18 protein-coding genes are annotated in these 19,717 nt (G+C 60.2%); 16 read left to right on the top strand and 2 right to left on the bottom strand.

From position 1 onward, the window contains the following. Positions 1 to 118 precede the first annotated feature (118 nt). The 14 genes from HGB41_RS02360 to HGB41_RS23810 all read left to right on the top strand — a co-directional run bounded on the left by HGB41_RS02360 (position 119) and on the right by HGB41_RS23810 (position 15,935). The gene (locus HGB41_RS02360; protein WP_171080701.1) at positions 119 to 1,168 is read left to right on the top strand and encodes a GNAT family N-acetyltransferase; all 1,050 of its coding nucleotides are present in this window, start codon (positions 119 to 121) and stop codon (positions 1,166 to 1,168) included. Beyond that, positions 1,156 to 1,416: a hypothetical protein gene (locus HGB41_RS02355; RefSeq protein ID WP_171080699.1), complete on the top strand. Its 261-nt coding sequence runs from the start codon at positions 1,156 to 1,158 to the stop codon at positions 1,414 to 1,416. The genes HGB41_RS02360 and HGB41_RS02355 overlap by 13 nt, the downstream gene beginning before the upstream one ends. A 253-nt stretch (positions 1,417 to 1,669) precedes the next feature. Then, positions 1,670 to 2,845: a glycosyltransferase family 4 protein gene (locus tag HGB41_RS02350; protein ID WP_171080697.1), complete on the top strand. Its 1,176-nt coding sequence runs from the start codon at positions 1,670 to 1,672 to the stop codon at positions 2,843 to 2,845. Continuing rightward, positions 2,829 to 3,857, top strand: coding sequence for a DUF354 domain-containing protein (locus HGB41_RS02345; protein ID WP_171080695.1), 1,029 nt, complete (start codon positions 2,829 to 2,831; stop codon positions 3,855 to 3,857). The genes HGB41_RS02350 and HGB41_RS02345 overlap by 17 nt, the downstream gene beginning before the upstream one ends. Further along, positions 3,841 to 5,016: a Gfo/Idh/MocA family protein gene (locus HGB41_RS02340; RefSeq protein ID WP_171080693.1), complete on the top strand. Its 1,176-nt coding sequence runs from the start codon at positions 3,841 to 3,843 to the stop codon at positions 5,014 to 5,016. Before HGB41_RS02345 ends, HGB41_RS02340 begins: the two co-directional genes overlap by 17 nt. 2 nt (positions 5,017 to 5,018) lie before the next feature. Next, entirely contained in the window at positions 5,019 to 5,894 is an 876-nt protein-coding gene (locus HGB41_RS02335) for a hypothetical protein (protein ID WP_212760796.1), read from the top strand. Positions 5,895 to 5,912: 18 nt separating this feature from the next. Then, positions 5,913 to 7,532, top strand: a complete 1,620-nt coding sequence (locus HGB41_RS02330; protein WP_171080691.1) for a glucosamine inositolphosphorylceramide transferase family protein — start codon at positions 5,913 to 5,915, stop codon at positions 7,530 to 7,532. Between the two features lie 25 nt (positions 7,533 to 7,557). Then, a complete protein-coding gene (locus HGB41_RS02325) occupies positions 7,558 to 9,066 on the top strand; it encodes an O-antigen ligase family protein (protein WP_171080689.1) in 1,509 nt (502 codons plus the stop codon). After that, a complete protein-coding gene (locus HGB41_RS02320; protein ID WP_171080687.1) occupies positions 9,063 to 10,169 on the top strand; it encodes a glycosyltransferase family 4 protein in 1,107 nt (368 codons plus the stop codon). Before HGB41_RS02325 ends, HGB41_RS02320 begins: the two co-directional genes overlap by 4 nt. Further along, positions 10,162 to 11,316, top strand: coding sequence for a glycosyltransferase family 4 protein (locus tag HGB41_RS02315; RefSeq protein ID WP_171080685.1), 1,155 nt, complete (start codon positions 10,162 to 10,164; stop codon positions 11,314 to 11,316). Before HGB41_RS02320 ends, HGB41_RS02315 begins: the two co-directional genes overlap by 8 nt. 5 nt (positions 11,317 to 11,321) lie before the next feature. Then, positions 11,322 to 12,797: a lipopolysaccharide biosynthesis protein gene (locus HGB41_RS02310; RefSeq protein ID WP_171080683.1), complete on the top strand. Its 1,476-nt coding sequence runs from the start codon at positions 11,322 to 11,324 to the stop codon at positions 12,795 to 12,797. Between the two features lie 45 nt (positions 12,798 to 12,842). Then, positions 12,843 to 13,961 carry a GNAT family N-acetyltransferase gene (locus tag HGB41_RS02305; protein ID WP_171080681.1) on the top strand — a complete coding sequence of 373 codons (1,119 nt, stop codon included), beginning with the start codon at positions 12,843 to 12,845 and terminating at the stop codon, positions 13,959 to 13,961. 152 nt (positions 13,962 to 14,113) lie between these two features. Then, positions 14,114 to 15,619, top strand: coding sequence for a GNVR domain-containing protein (locus HGB41_RS02300; RefSeq protein ID WP_171080679.1), 1,506 nt, complete (start codon positions 14,114 to 14,116; stop codon positions 15,617 to 15,619). 37 nt (positions 15,620 to 15,656) lie between these two features. After that, positions 15,657 to 15,935: a superinfection immunity protein gene (locus HGB41_RS23810; protein WP_171080677.1), complete on the top strand. Its 279-nt coding sequence runs from the start codon at positions 15,657 to 15,659 to the stop codon at positions 15,933 to 15,935. A gap of 173 nt (positions 15,936 to 16,108) precedes the next feature. On the opposite strand, the gene HGB41_RS02290 is transcribed toward HGB41_RS23810, so the two are convergent. Together HGB41_RS02290 and HGB41_RS02285 are read right to left on the bottom strand one after the other, a co-directional pair. Further along, the gene (locus HGB41_RS02290; protein ID WP_171080675.1) at positions 16,109 to 16,684 is read right to left on the bottom strand and encodes a sigma-70 family RNA polymerase sigma factor; all 576 of its coding nucleotides are present in this window, start codon (positions 16,682 to 16,684) and stop codon (positions 16,109 to 16,111) included. A gap of 818 nt (positions 16,685 to 17,502) precedes the next feature. Further along, on the bottom strand, positions 17,503 to 18,060 hold the full coding sequence (locus tag HGB41_RS02285) for a PAS and helix-turn-helix domain-containing protein (protein ID WP_171080673.1): 558 nt from the start codon (positions 18,058 to 18,060) through the stop codon (positions 17,503 to 17,505). 278 nt (positions 18,061 to 18,338) lie between these two features. Between HGB41_RS02285 and HGB41_RS02280 the strand changes: the two genes are divergently transcribed. After that, positions 18,339 to 19,037, top strand: a complete 699-nt coding sequence (locus HGB41_RS02280) for a CoA transferase subunit A (RefSeq protein WP_171080671.1) — start codon at positions 18,339 to 18,341, stop codon at positions 19,035 to 19,037. A gap of 21 nt (positions 19,038 to 19,058) precedes the next feature. Then, positions 19,059 to 19,709 carry a 3-oxoacid CoA-transferase subunit B gene (locus HGB41_RS02275; RefSeq protein ID WP_171080669.1) on the top strand — a complete coding sequence of 217 codons (651 nt, stop codon included), beginning with the start codon at positions 19,059 to 19,061 and terminating at the stop codon, positions 19,707 to 19,709. Positions 19,710 to 19,717 lie beyond the last annotated feature (8 nt).

Below are 19,717 nucleotides of genomic sequence, written 5' to 3'. Positions count from 1 at the left end.
ACGCATGAAGTTCGAAGCGGCAACTGCGGCCTGGCTGCGCCGTGCTTGCGGCCGTTCTCTACGGCACGATCGAGGGCATGAAGCCCGATAAAGAAGTGCACCAGCCTGGAAAGACAACATGAACGATTTTTCGAGTGTAGACGGCTTCCGCAGTCGTGATGCCGGCGCTTTCCAGTCCATCGTGCACGAACCCTTTCCGGATTTTTTGCATAGGGAGCTCGAGGCACGCTATGAGAGCGTGTTCTGTACGCTGGCACGCATCCTTGGCCCCCAAGCCGCCGACGGCCTTGCGACATACGTTGCAGGTGAGGGCGCGGAGCCGGCAACGATCGTTGTATTTCGCCGTACCAAGGGCCTGATTACCGTACTCAACGAATACTTCGCCATGTCCGCTGGCGAACTGGAACAGATGGCGCGCCATTTGTTCTCAGCCTTGCCCGGCGTCAGGGCCATCAGCCTGCCGTCGGTTGAAGCCGGGGAGGGGCCGATGTCATACACCACCCAGCGCTTCAATTCAAGCGAGGATATTGTCGTATCTCTTCCAACATCGCCGGAAGAGTATCTGGTCGCGCTCGGAAGTAATACGCGCGCCGCTATCCGGCGCAGCGAAAAAATAATGGAACAACGCTATCCGGAAATCGAATTCGCGGTGTATGAGCGCGACAGCGGTGGCCGCGAATTGATCGACCGACTAGTGGAATTAAGCCGGCAGAGGATAACCAACAAGCGGCAGGTTCCGTCACATAACGACCGTTCCGTAGCCGAACTGGTGCGCATGGTCGAGGCCTATGGCGTCGTGCTCGTGGCTAGTATGAGGGGCCAGATATGCGGCGGAGTGATTTGCACCCAGGTCGGCACGCATAGTTACATGCACGTCGTTACGCATGAATCTTCCTTTGACGATATGCGTCTCGGAATGCTGTGCTGCTACAAAAGCATCTGTGACGCGATCCGCCGTGGTGCGCGTGAGTATCATCTGCTTTCCGGGAAATACGATTATAAATTTCGCTTTCTCGGCCATCAGCGCGATTACGAGAAGATCGTCATATATCGCTCGTTGCTGGGCGTCCTGCCGAATCTTCCTACGTATATCCAAACGCTGGTTCATGGCAAGGGACGCTGGGGCAAGCAGCGCTTGACCGCCTGGAGGCGCAAATGGAAAACATAGACATTCACGGCCTGGAATCCAGCGCAAAGCCGAACCGGATACCAATCCAGTTGCCATTGATCTGGAGCGAAGCGTCCGACGAGGCCGTCACGGGTTCTCCGGGATTGCTCGACAAGAGCGGAAAGGGCGCCGATCCGCCGACAAACTTGCTGCAGCAAAACGACATGATCGCAGCCCAGGCCGGGCGAACGAAAACCGTTTGCCTGACATTGTTGGGAATCGGGCTGATTGCCTTGCACTTCTATTAAAGACGCGAGTTTTCTTCTGGTGCGCTTCTGGCTTGCCGGTGGTGCGTTAATGCCGGTCAAGGCTGCCGTGCCAGCCAATTGCCGAGGATAAAGCCCGAGTCTGTCGGCATTATTTTGCTAACCCGGCTTTATCTAAATTGTAGAGCGCGCCTCCCTACCTTTGATATTTATCAAACAGGGAAGAGTACGCTGGAACATGATTAAATAAAATCAAGTGAATTAGACCAATATCAAGTCGGGCTAGGGGAAAGCTATGGAAATGCGTAAGTCGATAATCATGCTGGGTACAAGGCCCGATGCATTCGGCGGCATTGCATCCGTTGTGCAGCATTACGAGTCCGACGGCTTTCTACAGCGCAAGCAGATCTCCTATTTGCCAACACACTGTACCGGGAAGCGGTCGGAGAAAATCCAGTTGTTTGCAAAAGCGATGAGCCGGGTCATCTACATGTCGATAAGCAACAAAGTAGAACTTGCTCACGTCCATGTCGCGATCAATGCGAGCTTTTGGCGGAAATACAGTTTTCTCCTGGTGTTGTTTTTATTCCGTGTTCCTTCCGTTCTCCATATTCATGCCGGCCGGTTTCCGGAATTTTACGACATCCAATGTGGTCCGGTAGCACGTCTCCTGATCAGGTTTGCGTTCACGCACGTTGACCGGATTATCGTTGTATCGAATGAACTGAACCGTTGGGTTCGCGACATTACCGGCCGACAAGGGGTGACGACCATCTGTAATCCGGCAATTGTGCAGCCGGCGAATGAGTCCGTATTCCGAACTTCGCCTACGCTAATTTTTTTGGGACATATCGAAGCCGCCAAGGGTGCGTTCGAGCTGATCGATGCGATGGCTGCGATCGTTGCGGCCTGTCCTGATGCCAGGCTCCAGCTGTGCGGCGATGGACAGGTGGAGGACGCCCGTGCACATGTTCGTGCGCTGGCGCTCGAGAACAACGTCGAGGTATTGGGCTGGGTGGGACCGAAGCGTCGGGAGCAACTCTTGCAGCAGGCGTCGATCTTTGTGTTGCCTTCGCATTTCGAAGGTCTTCCCATGAGCCTGCTGGAAGCCATGGGGAGCGGATTGCCGGTCGTTGCCACGGCGGTTGGGGGAGTGCCGGAGGCGGTAACCCACGAAGTGGAAGGGTTGCTGGTTGCGCCAGGCGATGTCGCGGCCTTGACCGCCGCCGTCCTCAGGCTGCTGGCTTGCCCGGAAGATCGCCTCAAGATGGGCCTGGCCGGCCGGGCCAAGGTAGAGGCGCGGTTCTCGAGGCGCAATGCCGTCACGGCGGTCGAAAACCTGTACGAGCAGCTGATCTCGACCCGGTCCACGACACCGTACAAGCATCCCCCGGGCCAAGAACCGGAGAAGGGTGCGGTGGGCCCGCAACAAGTCATCACAAGGGGGGGCGAACATGAAGATCTGGTTTGATTTATCCAATTCACCGCATATCAATATGTTCCGCGCAATGATTGTGGAATTGCAGCGTGAGCATGAAGTCGTGGTCACCAGCCGGCCTCTGTCCAACACCGGCGAACTGCTACGGATGCACAAAATCGAGCATACCGTCGTTGGAACCCACTATGGACGCTCCTCGTTGCGGAAATTGTGGGGCTTCCCAGTGCGGGTAAGCCAATTGATGCAGTTCCTCAAGCACAAACGTGTCGACGTGGCGGTTTCGCAGAGCTCGTTCCACTCACCGGTTGTGGCGCAGTTGATGGGCATTCGGTCTGTCTATCTCAACGATAACGAACATGCCGCAGGCAATGTTCCGGCGTTTGCGTGTGCAGACAGCATCATGGTCCCTGAATTCCTGAGCGCAGGCAGCCTCAGAAGGCAGGGCGCACGCATGAAAAAGGTCACGCACTATCCCGGCGTCAAGGAGGGCATCTACCTGTGGGACTACATGCACAAGTTACCGGCGCAACGCCGGCCGGGTGACGCAGTGACGCGTCCCCGGATCTATATCCGGCCAGAGCCATGGACGGCGCAATATTACAAGGGTCCGCAGAATTTCCTCGACGACGTCATCATCGGCCTGCAGGACCGCGCCGAAGTCACGATCCTCCCGCGCTCGCCCGACCAATACCGGCATTATTGCAGCCCCGCATTCGCCCGCGCGCGCACCCTCGCCTCCGTCATGGACATCCACGCCATCGTGGGAGCCTGCGACCTGTTCATCGGCGCGGGCGGCACGATGACACGGGAATTGGCGGTGCTGGGAGTGCCGACGATTTCGGTCTACCAGGATGAGCTGCTCGATGTCGACCGTTACCTGATTGCCGAAGGCGCCTGCGTGCACCGGCCCCGCCTTACCGCCGACGAGGCCCTGGAATATCTGGATTCTCACTCGCGCGGCACACCGAATCCCGCGTTGCTTGCAAAAGGACGCTTGGCTTACGAAATGATCAAGGAACAGGTGACCAATGAAAACGCCCAATGACGTGCCCATCCGGATTGCCCTGGCCGGTATGGGGAAGATGGGACTCTCCCACCAGGCCATTCTCAACGCGCATCCGGCGCTCAAGCTGGTCGCCGTCTGCGATCCCGCGAAATACCTGCGCGACATCGTTGCGAAATACACGGGAATGGAAACCTACAGCGATTACCTGCGGATGCTCGACGTTGAGAAGCCGGACGCTATCCTCATCGCGACGCCATCGAAGCTGCATACCGCGATGACGCGCGCTGCGCTGGAACGCAATATCGACGTCTTTTGCGAAAAGCCCTTCTGTCTCGACATCGCCGAAGGAGCCCGCCTCGCCGAGCTGGCCGAGCAACGCGGCGTGGTCACGCAGGTCGGTTACCACAACCGGTTCGTCGCGACCTTCGAGGAGACCAGGAGACTGCTGGCGGCAGGCGCGATCGGACAGGTCTATCACGCGCAAGTGGAATGCTATGGGCCGGTCATGATCCGGCAGAAGGGCTCGACCTGGCGCACCAGCAAGACCGAGGGCGGCGGCTGCCTCTATGACTATGCCTGCCACGGCATCGATTTGCTGGGTTACCTGATCGGGCCGCCGGAGTCGGTGTCGGGGTCGGTGCTGCGCAGCGTTTTTTCTTCCACCATCGACGACGAAGTGTATTCGAACTTCTCCTATGCGGATGGGAAAACCGCCCAGATTTCCGCCAACTGGAGTGACGAAAGCTACCGCAAGATGTCCACGGTGGTCACGCTCTGGGGACTGAACGGGAAAATCGAGGCCAGCCGCCAGGAATTGAATATCTATCTCAGGTCGCCTTGCGACCAGGCGCCCGAGCTGAGCGAGGGGTGGAACAAGCGCTACACGACCGAGCTGACGAAGCCTGTCTGGTTTTATCTTCGCGGCGAAGAGTATTCGGCCCAGATCGCGTATTTCGTGGAATCGATCCAGCAGCGCCGCCTGCATACCCATTGCGACTTCCGCTCCGGACTCGAGACGGATGTCGTTGCCGAGATGATCCGTGTGGACGCCGCGCGCATCACGCCTGTCCACGCGCAGCCTGCGTCCGACGCGGCGGCCGCCGGCCTCTGGGGGCATTGGGGCCGGTCGTGGAAGGGGATAGGCGAATCGATCCTGAGGTCGCCGAAGGCGATCGCCAACGTCCTGAGGGGAGGCTGACCATGGAACGGATCCTGTTCGGTGATAACCAGTTCTTCGGTATCAACCATATGTCGGATGAACATGCGCGCAAACTGGCGATCCAGTTCCAGAACAACGACGCGGTCATGGACATGCTCGATGGCGTGCTGGACGAAGGTATCGAGGTGCTGATGTGCACGACGCATGAGCGTATCGCGGGGATTTGCGCGATCATTCGGCGCAATCCGGCACGTTACCGCAAGCTCAAGCTGTATCCCTGCATGCCTTACGCGCACAAGTATGCGAACGCCGTGTCCGAGCTGGGGATGATCGAAGCAGTCAAGCAGTTCTTGCCGAGCGATACGCCGATCCTGTCCGCCATGAAGAGCGGACTGGCGGTTGCCAGGAAAGATGTCGACGTCCTGATACGTGCCCTGATCGATGCGGAAATGAAAATGTTCGAAGGCATACACACGCCTGTCATCTTCCTTCAAAACGTGGTGACCGACCTGGCCCTGGGGCTGGGCTTCCATGGAGCGCTGCGCACGTTCGCGCATCACGTGCGCGATGCCTATGACGCGGAGCCGGGATTCATCACGATGAACCTGCCTTTGCTGCTCGATGCGCTCGAAGGAGTCGGGATCGACAATCCCATCGTGTGCGCGAACATCAACAAGATCGGCTTTCGCATGTGCGGCGGCCTGGAAGCCTATGAAGACGTCGTTGCCACGCGCAGTTTCCGCGCCGTGGCGATGTCGGTATTCGCATCGGGCGCCATTGCGCCGGCTGAAGCGATCGAATACGTCTGCGCGCAGCAAAAGATCGAATCGATCGTGTTTGGCGCCTCGAGCCTGCGCAACGTGCGCCAGACGAAACAGCTGATCGAACGATTCAGTGCCCCGGCGCTGGTTTCGTAGCGGTCGCCGTCATCGATCATGAACATATTGAAGATCGCCCTCATCGTCGATCCCCGCCACATCGACAGCTATGCCACTGCTTTTTGCGCATGGGCAACCACGCAGCCGGGCATCGACCTGTCGCTGGCGGTGGCAGGCGCCGAGTCCGGAGCCCGTTCCAGGTCCGCCGATACGGTGTGGCGGCGCTGGGTCGGCCGCACCGGGAGAGCAGCCTTCAGTGGCGGCGTGATGCTGGCGGAGCGCGTCCTGCTGCGCTGCTACAAGGCGCACCGCTCCCATCTCGCCGTTGCAGACATTACCGATATCCCTGCCATGCGCTCGCTGCCGAGGTTCGACCTGACGGGCTTCAAGGGCGGCCTGTCCGATGCCGCTGTCGATCTCTTCGTCCACCTCGGAAATAACGCCGACCTTCCCGCCAATATGCCGGCGCCGCGGCTGGGAACGATGTTCATCGACTACCGCCGCGACAGGATCACGGCGGCGGCGCCGATCGGTTTCTGGGAAGCCTACCATTGCCGCCCCAAGACGAGTTTTGCCATCGTCAACCTGGCTCCAGGGGGACGCGGGCAGGTGCTGGTCGAAGGGGGCTTCCGGACCAAGTTCTCCTTCCTGCTGAACCAGGTCCATCTGTTTCGAAAAGCACAGGCGCAGTTGCAGAAGCTGCTGCTCGATATTGCCGCCAGCGGCAGGCTCCCCGCACCGCGCGATACGGTGCCTTACTCCGGAAGCTGCATGACGCCGCCGAACGGCGCCGAGTCTGCCGTGTACATGGCGAAACTCCTGGGCCGGATTGCGGCGCGCACGACGCGCCGGATCTTGAAGATCCAGCATCGCTGGAACCTGTGCATCACGCATTCGGGCTGGCGCGACGCCACCCTGTGGCGCGGCGTGCGCGTATCGGCGCCGCCTGGCCACTTCTGGGCAGACCCCTTCCTCCATGTCGTCGGCGGCAAGACCTACTGTTTTGTCGAAGACTATGTGTATGCAACGGGTCGCGCCCATATCTCGGTACTGGAAATCACGGAAGCATCGGTCAACTGCCTTGGTGTCGCGCTGAGGGAAGACTTTCACCTGTCGTTCCCGTTCATTTTCGAATACGAAGGTCGCACCTACATGTGCCCGGAAGCGTCCGAGAGCAACCAGGTGCGGATCTACGAGTGTGACGAGTTCCCACGTCGCTGGTCGTTCCATTCAGTTGCTATCGACAATATCTCCGCAGCCGATTCGATCTTCTTCGAGCACAAGGGAAAGTGGTGGCTACTGACGAGCGTGGACCGCTCCGGGCTGAGCGACCATTGCTCGGAACTCTGCCTGTTCTCGTCGGATTCACCGCTCGACGGCCAATGGAAACCGCACCCGGCCAATCCGCTGTGCATCGACACCGACATGGGGCGCAATGCAGGGCTCATCATGGATGAAGGACGGATCTTCCGGGCGGCCCAGCGGCAGGGATTCGACCAGTACGGGGAGGGGCTCGCGCTATTTGAAATCCTGGTGCTCGACGAGGCACATTACCTGGAACGCAAGGTCACCGACATCCGGCACGATTACCTGGACCGTTCGCTCGGCAGCCACCATATTTCGTCCAAGGGCAACGTGACCGTCGTCGATTACAAGACGCACTGCTTCGCGCCTTGAGATGTCACACCACCGCGAGAACGTGATGCGCGATACACCGACCATGGCGCAGTACCTGGAGCGCCCCCAGCATCCGGCCCGGAACCTCATCGCGAGCTTCCTCGTGTGCATCGTTGCCGCGGTTCTTGTCGGCCTGCTGTTCGACCGGGTAGGCCTGGCCCGCACCGCCGCCCTGATCGCAGGCGCTGTCATCGTCATGCTGGGGCTGCGCGACTTCAGGATATTCGCGGTCCTGGTCGTATTCCTGCTGCCATTCGTTCCTATCCGCTTTCTCTCGCAGGCCGTGGCGGGCCTGTCCGGCCTGCGCATCGTCGGAATGGCGATCCTGATGACGGCGGCGGCCGTGTTCATCGCAGTGGCCGTGCGTCCGGGACAGCTTCGCTTCCCGGCCTGGCGACCGGTTTTTCTCGCCTACCTGCTCGTCTTCGTCGTCGCGGCACTCGACGGCGCCCGCTCGGTGTCGCTGATCCCCGCATATTTCAATGTACTCGGGGTCTTCAGCGAGACGACGGCGCTCGGCTACCTCCAGGTCATGCTGTTCTCCCCGGGGCTGGTGATCGTCGCCTCGTATGTCATGGCCCTGCTGGCGGCAAACACCAGGCGGCCTGCCTGGGTAACGGTCCCGGTGCTTGCTTCGGCAGTCCTGCTGGCGGCACTGCTGTGCCTGGTCGCCACGGGTACGTCGTCGACAGTGGACGAGCTGGCCCAGCAGGAGTCGCGCAGGCATCTATCGGTGCTCGGGCCGCATGCGAACGAACTTGGCCTGGTGCTGAACATGGCGCTCGCGCTGGCGCTGTGCTCGCTGGGCCAGGCCCGCAGCAGGGCCGCTGCGCTGTGGCTTGGCGCGGGATCGCTGGTACTGGCCGCAGGAATCCTGCTGACGTTTTCGCGCGGCGCTTTTCTCGGACTGCTGGTCGTGATGGTCTACGCGGTGCTTGTGCGCCGCAAAGGAGGCTGGCTGCCGCTGGTGCTGGTTGCCCTGGCGCTGGCGGTGGCGGCCATGTCGGATGCCGTGGTCGGAAGGGCCCTTCATGGCATCGGCGGCAATGATATCGACCTGATCAGTTCAGGCCGCGTCAATGAAATCTGGCGCCCCCTGCTTCCCGAGATCGCCAGGCACCCCTTGTTCGGGAGCGGACACGCTTCGATCCTGTGGTCCGAGGCGGCGCAGTCCCGGTCCATCCTCCCGGTGGGACACCCCCACAGCGCTTATCTCGCCTCCTTGCTCGATGTCGGGATTGCCGGTTCGATCATTACCCTGGTGTTCTTCGTCCATATGTGGCGGCTGTTCCTGCGGGTCGCGCGCGCTGGGCAAGCCCATGGCTTGCGCGGATTCTTCCTTGGCGCCGCCGCCTGCATACCTTTGCTGCTCGTACAGGGCATCACCGACGACAGCTTCATGCCCGGCTTTACCCATGTCTATCTCTGGCTGGCCTACGGCGCCGCGACCGGGATCACCGCCCGGCGCGATCGCATTCCAGCCCCACACCGCAGGGCCGAAGCCCTGGAGCGACCCACCAAGGATATTCAATGAAAGTGTGTTTTGTTGGCATGGACAACCTGCCGGTGCTCGCGGAGGAATTCAACGCCCATGGTATCGGTGGCGAGCAAGTCCAGCAGACCTTGCTGGCGAAGGCACTCGCGCGGCGCGGTTTCGAGGTCAGCATGGTCGTCTACGATTATGGGCAGCCGGACCAGGCCGAATGGGATGGAATCACGACGCACCGTTCCTTCAGGCAGGCCGCCGGGCTCCCCCTGCTGCGGTTTGTGTATCCGAGGTGGGTCAAGACCTGGGATGCGCTCCGGAAAGCCGATGCCGACGTCTATTACCTGAGCTGCGCCGGCATGCACCTGGGCCTTGTCTCGCTATTTTGCAGCAGGTATCACCGGAAGCTGATTTTCCGGGTGGCCCACGATAGCGACTGCACGCCGGATGCCCTGCTGATCAAGTATTGGCGTGACAAGAAGCTGTACGAGTATGGGCTGCGCCATGCGCACCGCATCCTGGTCCAGACCCAGCGCCAGCACGCAGCCATGCTTGCCAATTACCGGCGCGGCAGCACGGTGGCGCGCATGCTGGTCCAGTCCAGCGAGAAGCCGGTCGAACGCACCGTCGATGTCTTATGGGTCAACAACGTGCGCCAGTTCAAGCGGCCGGACCTGCTGCTCGCCCTGGCCCGCCGGATGCCGGACCTGCGGTTTCGCATGATCGGTGGGGAGCAGCCAGGCTCCGAGAGCCTGTACGCCAGCATTGCCGCAGACGCTGCGCGTATCCAGAACCTCGATTTCCTCGGGCGTGTGCCCTACCACCAGATGGCGCAGCACTACGCTGGTGCGCGTGTCTTCGTCAACACGTCCGATAGCGAAGGTTTCCCCAACTCCTATCTCCAGGCCTGGATCCATGGCACGCCGGCAGTCGCTTTCTTCGATCCGGATGATGTGATCCGGCGCGAGCGCCTGGGACATGCCGCCGGCAGCATGGACGAGATGGAACAAAGGGTACGCGAACTCGTCTCGGATCACAGCCAGTGGCGGCAATGCAGCGAGCGCTGCCGGGACTTCATGGACCGGCATTATGCTGAGCAGGATGTGATCGCTCCCTACCTGCAGGGTATCCAGGAGGTATGCCATGGATAGCACGACGGGCACAAGGCAGGTCCGGGTCATGTTCCTCGTCGTCTCTGCGAGCATGGGCGGGGCGGAAAGCCATGCGCTTGCACTCGCGAAAGGCCTTGACCGTCAGTATTTCGACGTGTCGCTGGTCTACCTGAAAGACGAAGCGGAATCCCCCCAGGCCCATGCCAGGGTACAGGACGGCGTCTTCGTGTTCTGCCTGGGCGCCGACCGCAAGCTGGACCTCGCGGCTGTCCGCCAGCTCGGCGCCTACGCAAACGCCAAGGAGATCGATATCGTCGTGTGTGTCAATCCTTATCCCCTGGTCTACGCATGGATGCTGCGCCTGATGTCCAAGCGCAGGGTGCGCATTGTCGAGATCCTTCACTCAGCGGCAACATTTCCAATGGAATCCTGGCTGCATGTACTGGCGTTGCGCCCTTTGTTCTGGATGTCGGATCTGCTGGTGTACATGGGCAAAAACCAACGTTCGTACTGGGAGCGCCACCTGCTGACGGCAAGGCGGACGGAAGTCGTGCGTCATGGCGTGAATGTGGACCGCTTGCGCAATGATTTCCCCGTAGCGGCGAAGGGCCGGCTCCGGGAAGCGCATGGGTTTGCGGAAAGCGACTATGTGGTGGGCGTTTGCGGCGCCCTGCGGCACGAATGCGGTCATGCGGACCTGGTGGCGGCGATCCATGCGGCGCGTGCAGCCGGTACTGCCGTGAAATGCCTGATCATCGGGGACGGGCCGATGCGCGCGGCGATCGAATCCATGGTAGAGCGCCTGGGGCTGCAGGACGAGGTGAAGATCACAGGATCGGTACAGGATGGTCGGCTCGCCGTTTCATGCTGCGACGTGATGGCGGAGCCTTCGCGCATGGAAACGGTGTCGCTTGCCGCACTTGAGTCGATGGCACTGGGCAAGCCATTGATCATGGCGAACGTCGGCAACGCGTCGGAATTCGTTGAGCATGGCAAGAACGGGCTGCTTTACGCGCAGGCCGACGTCGCTCAGCTGGCGCGGCATATACGGCGCCTGTCCGACCGAAAGCGACGCGCGGCCTACGGCGACGCCAGCCTGGCAAAAGTGCACAGCCAGTTTTCGCTTGCACAAATGGTCGATGCCTACCACCGCATCTTCCTGAACCTCCACCCCCTCCAGGGTTGACGGACATGGCCGGTCAGGCGCGCCAGATGGGCATCGGGAAATCCGCGGCAGTGCTGACTGCCGGAGGAATGGTCGAATTCGTCCTGCAATTCCTGGTGCCTATCGTCCTTGTCCGCAACCTCGACACTGCGACTTTCGGGCAGTACCGGTTCCTGACGCTCATGCTGGGTACGGCGCTGGCGCTGGCGCCTACGTTCATGCCGCAATCGCTGTATTACTTCCTTCCCGTGGCGCCGGAAGAACGCAAACGGGCGGTGATCGGCAATGTGCTCGTGTACCTGGCCGTCATGGGCTGCATTGCCGCCATCGTCGCCAGCCCGCTCAACCCGGCGGGCGGCATGTTACTCCACAAGCTTTTCCACGATACGCATGGCGGCTCGGCCGTCTTCCTGGGTTTATCCGTGCTGCTGTCGATCACGACTACCCTTGCGATTGCGGAGGGCCGGATCATCTGGCAGTTTTCGGCGGACCTGGGTATCGCCCTTGTCCGGACTGTGCTGATCTTCATGGCCGCCGTCTTTACCCATGAGCTCGCATGGGTGGTTGCCGCGCTCGTCATGGAGACCGTATTGCGCGTCGCCGTCACGCTGGCCTACCTCCAGACCAGGCCCGGCGGGGGGCGGGTCCGCTGCGAGCCGGGGCTCATGGCAGTCCAGCTTCGCTATTCCTTTCCGTTTGCCGTGGGAGCCAGCCTGTATGGACTGCGGGTCCAGTCCGACCAGTGGATCGCCGCTGGCATGTTCCCGAGCGCGGCCTTTGCAGCGTTGACGATCGGTGCAGTCGTCCTGCCCGTCGCCACCCTCATCCGCCAACCGATCAATAGTGCGATGCTGCCCCGGCTCAGCGCCGCATTCGCCTCTGGCAGCCATACGGAAGTTCATCGCCTCCTGCTCAAGGCGAGCTGTGCGGCGACGCTGCTGCTGGTGCCGATTGCAGGCACCCTGTTTGTGCTGGCGCCCGAAATTGTCGAGCTCGTCTATACGGCGCAGTACCTTGCCGCGGTGCCGGTCATGCGCGCCTACCTGGTACTGATCATGATGCAATCGTTTGCCATCGGTTACGCAATGCCGATCCTCAACCTCGGCAAGCTGGCGGTGCGCATCAATGCCGCGGGCCTGCTCGTCTCGGTCGGGACCAGCCTGGCGGGCGCCTGGTGCTTCGGCCTGGCCGGCGCGGCATTGGGCAGCGTGGTGGCGTTCGCCTTGTGCGAAGCGGTCAACCTGCATGTCATCGCGCGGCTGTTGGGCACATCGATTTCTGACATGTTTCCACTGCGCCTGGTTCTGATCACGGCCGGAGCCGCCGCCATTGGCCTGCTGGCGACCTCGTTCTACCCAACGGCGGGTGGAGGCGACCTATGGCTGGGTATCGGCCTGAAGCTGGGCCTGTATGGCGCCGTCGGCGCCGCAGTCTTCACTACCGCCGGGGGGCTGGCGGAAGTGCAGCGGATACGCGGCGTGCCCAGGGCAGGGAACATGTAAGGCCAGGCCTGGCGCAGGCCGCCATGACAGCGAAGGAGCAAGGACATGATCTTGAATATCTGGCCGGGAAAGCATGCCCGGCCTTGCGAAGAGACGCATGCAACAACGCACATCCACGAGAACGGCATTCCCGATTTTGCCGAAGCGGCGCTGGAGTCGCTGTATGAATGCCATATGACGACCATGCTGCGCTTCCAGCAATATTATCCCTTGCAAGAGGCAAAGACCTATGTTTCCCGGATCGGCGACGACATTGACGCGCTGTTTATTTTTCGCAAAGACAAGGACGAGGTCCACGTATATAACGAGCAGATTCCTATTTCCCCCATACAGCTGAGGCGATTTTCCGAGACGGTTTTTCGGCATTACCCCGATGTCCGCCGCTTGTCCCTGTACGCGGTCGATGCGCCAACCGAAGCGCTCGCCTTCCCACATCAGCGCCTGGAGTGCCTTGAAGATATCACGCTGCCATTGCCTCATGGTCGTGCCGAATATATCGGTATGCTCGGGAAGAACATGGCCGCGAAAATCAGGCGTTATGACAAAAAGCTGACGTCCGATTTTGCTTCCGTCAAGAAGGAGTTTCTTGCGACTGTCAAGGTGGCCGACCATATCCTGCATCGGATTATCGAGTTTAGCCGGATGAGGATGTCCGTGAAAGGCCAAACCTGTTACCACACAGACGAGGAAACAGAAAAAATGATTGCCTTGGTTAAACGCTATGGCATCGTCTGCACCGTCACGATCGATGGGGAATTGTGTGCCGGCGTGATCATGTTGCGCATCGGCTCGACGTATACGATGCTGACCATCGCGCATCACCCGGATTACGATCGCTACAATCTCGGCACGCTCAGCTGTTATTACGGCATTACCCATGCCATCGAGAATGGTGGAAAACGTTTCAATTTCGGTTGGGGACCCTACGAATACAAATACCGCCTGCTCGGGCGACATACCGCGCTTCACCGGATTCACGTCTACCGGACCGCCGTTGCCCTGGCAGTGGATGCGCCCGCCATTTGCAGGCGGGCGCTCCTTGCGCGCCGCCGCAATCTTAAATTATGGATGGGAAATCCTCCTGCCGATGAGCATAAGGCCGCTCGGCTGCTCTGGCGCGCCCTGCATGCTGCGCGCCTCCTGCGTGCAAATCTCGTTTCCTAACACATTCTTTTAGCTGCACCTGCCCCAAGTTTTTGATGCAGCACAAATGAACTAATCGATTGCCGGTTAACCTGCATATTAGTGAAGGCAGACATCTGATCCTACACAATTTTCCTCCACAAACAATTCCTTGTGGATGGAAGGAGAGCAACATGGGTAAGAATGAAATCGTTTCATCTGAACCGGCCGGCAACCGGTACGAGGTCGGACCTGTCATCACGCCCATCAGTTTTTCCGAGCAGTTGAGTGTCGTCGTACACTATCGCACCTTTATCGTGGCCGTGGCGCTGACCATTACGGCGCTTGGCGCCCTGTACGCCTATGCCAGGCCGTCGACGTATGAAGCCAATTTGCTGATCCAGGTGGCGGACATGCGATCCGTCGAGCAAAAGAGCCTGCTTGGGTATGCCTCGCCAGGGTCAGGATTCAAACGCGCCATGTCTGAAGTCGAGCTTCTGCGCTCGCGCGCAATCGTCGGCGCCGCGGTCGACAAACTGGAAATGGATGTCACGGCAAGCCCCAGGTACTTCCCCCTGATCGGACCGGCGATTGCGAGATGGAACGCGCGCCGCGAGGCGACAGTGTCGCGCGCCTGGGGTGGGTATGCCTGGAACGACGAGACGATACGGGTCGGCTCGCTGGAAGTGCCGGAAGCCTTGATCGACACGGTGTTCAGGGTAACGAAAACCGGGCCCGGGCGGTACCGGATCGAGGAACGCAAGAGCCGGTCGATCTCCTCGGGGACGATAGGCCGGCTGCACCAAATGACAGTTGGCCAGCAAGTGGTTTCCTTGAGAATCGACGAGCTGGGCGGCGCGCCAAATACCACGTATGTCCTGGCGCGGCGCCCGAGGGTGGCCGCCATCGATGACATCACATCCGGCTTGCATGTCAGCGAGCTTGGCAAGGATACCGGCATTATCAAAGTCAGCCTGCAGCACACCGACGCGCGGCGGGCGCAGGCTTTCCTGAATGAACTCGGCAACACCTACATGAATTTTGTGCGTGAACAGAAGGGCAAGGAAACAAACGAGTCGCTCACCATCCTTCGCGCGCAATTGCCGATGCTGAAAAAGCGCGTCGAGCTTGCAGAGGGGCGATATGAGACCTACCGGCGCAACGAACGTGCGGCCGACCTGGCCGAGGACACGAAGCTGCAGCTTGCGCGCTATTCCGGGACCAAAACGCGCTTGTCCGAACTGCGTCAAAAGCGTGCCGAACTCGGGGTACGGCTGGGCGATGCCCATCCGGAACTGGTCGCGCTCGATCGACAGATTGCAGGCCTGGGCCAGGAAGCGGGTTCGGTGGCCGGCGACATGCAGAGAGTGCCCCGGGTGGCAACGGAACTCGAGCGTCGGGCACGCGACCTGAAGTCTGAAACAGATATCTATGGATCCGTCCTGCGCCGCGTCGAAGAGATGAGCGTCGACGCACAGGACCGGTCGACCAATGTCCGGATCGTCGACGAAGCAGTGATCCCTGTCCAGCCTGCGGAGTCGCGTCTTGCCGTCATCGCCTTCGCCGCAGCGCTTGGCATCGGTATCGGCACGGCAGGCGCGTTCGCCAGGAGAATGCGTGCCGGCATGCGCCGCCAGAGCCTGTATGACCCGGAGGAGATGGACAACGAGCGACCAGTTCACTACGCCCACGCCGGCTGAAAGTTGGCGGCGCCGATTTTACATTCAGGGGAACGCCGTGTTAGCACTATTCCGTATCAGCGTCTTTCTGTTGGCTGCGCTGGGCATGCTCTTGTTTCACATCGTTGCAATCGCCCTCGGGTCGGCTCTTTATATCTATCTTTTGCCTGGCGTGCTGGCATTGAAGCGAAATTACAGCGGCGCCGACCGGATTTTCATTGCCTGCGCGCTGACCGGCTGGACAGTGATTGGATGGATAGTCACCCTCGGGTTTGCGCTGACTTTACCGGTCGCCCTGGAGAATCCAACGGACGAGTATGCGGCAACAAGGCGCTGAACGCCCGCGTACTCGCGCACCTGCCAATCAAGTACTTTCCCTTGCATTGCCGGTCGAGTAGGTGGAGATCCGCTTCGCGGCGCCGTTGCGCCGTGAATGTGCATGCGGCGTGATGGCCGTGCGCAAGTGCCTCGAGATTGCCAACCGCTGCCGGCACTCAGGCTGCCAGGGCCTTACTTATCCTTCAAAGCCGCAGCGATCGCGTCGCGCGCGCGGTGAATGCGACTACGCACCGTGCCGACAGGCGAATTCATCTGCTCGGCAATTTCTTCGTAACTAAAGCCCTCGATTTCCCGCAGGATGAAGGCGGCCCGTTGCCCTGCGGGCAGTTCGGAAAGAGCGGTGTTGAATATATCCAAGATCTGCTTGGATTCCATCGCCGCCTCGGGCGTCTCATAATCGGTATCGGCCTCGGAATGTTGCTGGCTGCCGGCACCCTCGACAGCGGGTTCACTTAATTGCGGGATGCGACGACCGCGGCGGGTCAGGCTTCGTTTTGCCGTGTTGATCCCGATCCTGAACAGCCAGGTGGAAAATGAAGATTCTCCACGAAAACTGTGGAGGGCCATGAAAACTTTTATAAACGTATCCTGTACTACATCTTCAGTATCTCTCGTATCGCGTACCATAGGCGATAAGTAGCGGATAAGTCGCGTCCTGTAGCGTGTCATGAGACTTTCAAAAGCGGCCATATCGCCGGCCTGTGCGGATTTGACGAGCTCTAGGTCAATTTCCTGTCTGCTCTTCATCTTCGTAGTCCGTCAAGCAGCGCTCGGAACGAATCATCGCCGTGTGTCTGGCTTGGATGTTGTTCTCGACATCTTGCCAGTCTGGCGAAAGGAATAAGGCAGGTATGGACGAACCCCTGCTGGAACGGGACGCGAACGCTTGGCAACGAAGCCAGACATTTCGCCCGCTGTAGATCTGGCCCCATCCGCCAGAGTTCGATGAATGGTCAAGCGAATGGCCAGGCAGAAAAACTATCTTCCCTGTTTTTTGCTAGCGGTAATGCAGTATGTAATCATCACGAGAGCGCGGCCGGAATCGCTTTGATTGTTTTTAGAGGCCTGAACTTGCGCTTTCCCAATCGCCCGCGTACGCGATATTCGATAACAGCCCTGGAAACCGGGCAATGGCGTTCTTGTCAGGATCGGTTAGCACGGTAATCGGGAAAAAGACAAATCCCGGTTGCGCAGGTCGACGTATTTCCAGTCCTATCTTTGACTTTCCTGCTATTTCTACATTGACCTTTGTCAAATGAACTGGTGACATTTCCTAGGATAATTTCGCGCAACTTTTTCATAGAAATGTGATGTCGGAAATCTTTGATTTTGCGACGTATTGGAAAACCACCTGCGGGGAATTTACTGATGACCCGTCAGGCAAGCTGTCGCCTGCCCATGCCCCACTTGGCCCATTGCGCGCGATGACGGCTACGGGATAGGGCGGAGCACTCGAGGTGGCCAATCCTCACCAGGAGAGCGGCGGATTGTGCGACTTCAGAAAGTTCCCGGATGGTGTCGCACCCCGGGCAAGGGCAGGGCCCCAGGCTGCCGGTATGGTCAGCTCAGCGCGCGCCAACCAGCTTGTGCACCAGCTCCGACGAGGTCGACGCCGCGAACTTGCGCATCAGGCTCGCACGGTGCATCTCCACCGTGCGCGGACTCAGGTCGGTATCGCGCGCGATCATCTTGCTGGTCTTGCCCTCGACCAGCAGGGCGGCGATCTCGCGCTCGCGCGGGGTCAGCTCGGCCGATACCGGCCGCTTCTCGCTCACATCCTCGAAGGTCCACACACCGGCCCCGAGCGGCTGTGACGGATCGAGCGCGCGCCCGGTCACGTGGCACCAGAACAGCTCACCATCGGCGCGGCGCATGATGCGCTCGTCCGAATAACGCCCCTTCGCGTTCATGATCGGCACGATGCGGTCGCCCGTGCGCAGGAACTCGTCCATCGTCGGGTACAGCACGCTGAATGACTGGCCGTGCAGCTTGCCCTCGCCATAACCGAACATCGCCGCCAGGGCCAGGTTGCTGGCCTGGATTACACGGTCCCTTGAGACGCACATGCCCACCGGGGCTTGCTGGAAGATCGTCTCGTAATCAATGGCGTGGGCTGCGTTCATCTGCTGGGTTCGGTTGATCTGGATTGACTGGCCGGTAAATCGGGGGCTTGCCAGTATTTCTACGGTATTGTCATTCGAAGCAGCGTATTTTATGCTGAGACTCTACTCTTGGAGGAAACATCGGAGAACCGTCGCGCGCGGCAGCAATGTTGGCTGAGAAGCGCAGCTGTACAAGCGTACAGCGAGCATCGCAAGCCGACAGTGCAACGCGCAGCAGGTTCGCCGGGTTGACGTAGTACAGAAGAGCTTTGCTGGGCTTAACTATAAAAGGGACGGGTATGAACAAAGTGTATCCTGATGCGAAGTCGGCGCTGGCCGGCGTTGTTGCAGATGGCCAGACCATCGCCGTGGGCGGCTTCGGCCTGTGCGGCATTCCGGAAGCGCTGATCGAAGCGCTGCGCGACTCCGGCGCCAAGAACCTCACCGCGATTTCGAACAATGCCGGCGTGGACGGCTTCGGCCTGGGCCAGTTGCTGGAAACGCGCCAGATCAAGAAGATGATCTCGTCCTATGTCGGCGAAAACAAGGAATTCGCACGCCAGTTCCTGGCCGGCGAACTCGAACTCGAATTCACCCCGCAGGGCACGCTGGCCGAGAAGCTGCGCTGCGGCGGCGCGGGCATCCCGGCCTTTTTCACCAAGACCGGTTACGGCACCATCGTCGCCGACGGCAAGGAAACCCGCGAATTCGACGGCGAACACTATGTGATGGAGCGTGCGCTGGTGCCGGACGTCTCGCTGGTCAAAGCCTGGAAGGCCGACAAGGCCGGCAACCTGGTGTTCCGCAAGACCGCGCGCAACTTCAACCCGAACGTCGCCACCGCAGGCAAGGTCTGCATCGTGGAAGTCGAAGAGCTGGTCGAGATCGGCGAGATCGATCCGGACCAGGTGCACACCGCGAGCATCTTCGTGCACCGCATCGTCCACAACCCGACGCCGGAAAAGCGTATCGAGCAGCGCACCGTGCGCGCGAACTAAGACCCCCTTCGGAGACAGAACATGGCATGGACTCGTGATGAAATGGCCGCGCGCGCGGCGAAGGAACTGCAGGATGGTTTCTATGTGAACCTGGGCATTGGCCTGCCGACCCTGGTGGCGAACTACGTCCCCAAGGATATCGAAGTCTTCCTGCAGTCGGAGAACGGCCTGCTGGGCATCGGTCCCTTCCCGACGGAGGCCGAAGTGGACGCCGACCTGATCAACGCCGGCAAGCAGACCGTGACCGCACTGCCGGGTTCGGCTTACTTCAGCTCGGCCGATTCCTTCGGCATGATCCGTGGTGGCAAGATCAACCTGGCGATCCTGGGGGCGATGCAGGTGTCGGAACGCGGCGACCTGGCCAACTGGATGATCCCGGGCAAGATGGTCAAGGGCATGGGCGGCGCAATGGACCTGGTGGCCGGCGTCAAGCGCGTGGTCGTGGTGATGGAGCACGTCGCCACCGCCAAGGATGGATCGACCAGCCACAAGATTTTGCCGAAATGCGACTTGCCGCTGACCGGCGTGGGCGTTGTGGATCGCATCATCACCGACCTTGGTGTGCTGGACATTACCGACGCTGGCCTGAAGCTGGTGGAACTGGCGCCGGGCGTGACCAAGGAAGCCGTGCTGGCCGCCACCGGCTGCGAGCTGGACGTCTCGGCGGTTTAAGACACGAA

This window comes from Telluria aromaticivorans (assembly GCF_013003915.1).
In the GTDB taxonomy this organism is placed as follows: Bacteria; Pseudomonadota; Gammaproteobacteria; order Burkholderiales; family Burkholderiaceae_D; genus Telluria; species Telluria aromaticivorans.
The sequence above is the reverse complement of the archived record's forward strand: the minus strand, read 5'-3'. Positions and strand labels throughout refer to the sequence as shown.

What these genes read in the sequence shown, in the direction of transcription:
- HGB41_RS02360 (WP_171080701.1), top strand. Translation starts at nt 119, where the DNA reads ATGAACGATTTTTCGAGTGTAGACGGCTTCCGCAGTCGTGATGCCGGC.
- HGB41_RS02355 (WP_171080699.1), top strand. Translation starts at nt 1,156, where the DNA reads ATGGAAAACATAGACATTCACGGCCTGGAATCCAGCGCAAAGCCGAAC.
- HGB41_RS02350 (WP_171080697.1), top strand. Translation starts at nt 1,670, where the DNA reads ATGGAAATGCGTAAGTCGATAATCATGCTGGGTACAAGGCCCGATGCA.
- HGB41_RS02345 (WP_171080695.1), top strand. Translation starts at nt 2,829, where the DNA reads ATGAAGATCTGGTTTGATTTATCCAATTCACCGCATATCAATATGTTC.
- HGB41_RS02340 (WP_171080693.1), top strand. Translation starts at nt 3,841, where the DNA reads ATGAAAACGCCCAATGACGTGCCCATCCGGATTGCCCTGGCCGGTATG.
- HGB41_RS02335 (WP_212760796.1), top strand. Translation starts at nt 5,019, where the DNA reads ATGGAACGGATCCTGTTCGGTGATAACCAGTTCTTCGGTATCAACCAT.
- HGB41_RS02330 (WP_171080691.1), top strand. Translation starts at nt 5,913, where the DNA reads ATGAACATATTGAAGATCGCCCTCATCGTCGATCCCCGCCACATCGAC.
- HGB41_RS02325 (WP_171080689.1), top strand. Translation starts at nt 7,558, where the DNA reads ATGCGCGATACACCGACCATGGCGCAGTACCTGGAGCGCCCCCAGCAT.
- HGB41_RS02320 (WP_171080687.1), top strand. Translation starts at nt 9,063, where the DNA reads ATGAAAGTGTGTTTTGTTGGCATGGACAACCTGCCGGTGCTCGCGGAG.
- HGB41_RS02315 (WP_171080685.1), top strand. Translation starts at nt 10,162, where the DNA reads ATGGATAGCACGACGGGCACAAGGCAGGTCCGGGTCATGTTCCTCGTC.
- HGB41_RS02310 (WP_171080683.1), top strand. Translation starts at nt 11,322, where the DNA reads ATGGCCGGTCAGGCGCGCCAGATGGGCATCGGGAAATCCGCGGCAGTG.
- HGB41_RS02305 (WP_171080681.1), top strand. Translation starts at nt 12,843, where the DNA reads ATGATCTTGAATATCTGGCCGGGAAAGCATGCCCGGCCTTGCGAAGAG.
- HGB41_RS02300 (WP_171080679.1), top strand. Translation starts at nt 14,114, where the DNA reads ATGGGTAAGAATGAAATCGTTTCATCTGAACCGGCCGGCAACCGGTAC.
- HGB41_RS02290 (WP_171080675.1), bottom strand. Translation starts at nt 16,684, where the DNA reads ATGAAGAGCAGACAGGAAATTGACCTAGAGCTCGTCAAATCCGCACAG.
- HGB41_RS02285 (WP_171080673.1), bottom strand. Translation starts at nt 18,060, where the DNA reads ATGAACGCAGCCCACGCCATTGATTACGAGACGATCTTCCAGCAAGCC.
- HGB41_RS02280 (WP_171080671.1), top strand. Translation starts at nt 18,339, where the DNA reads ATGAACAAAGTGTATCCTGATGCGAAGTCGGCGCTGGCCGGCGTTGTT.
- HGB41_RS02275 (WP_171080669.1), top strand. Translation starts at nt 19,059, where the DNA reads ATGGCATGGACTCGTGATGAAATGGCCGCGCGCGCGGCGAAGGAACTG.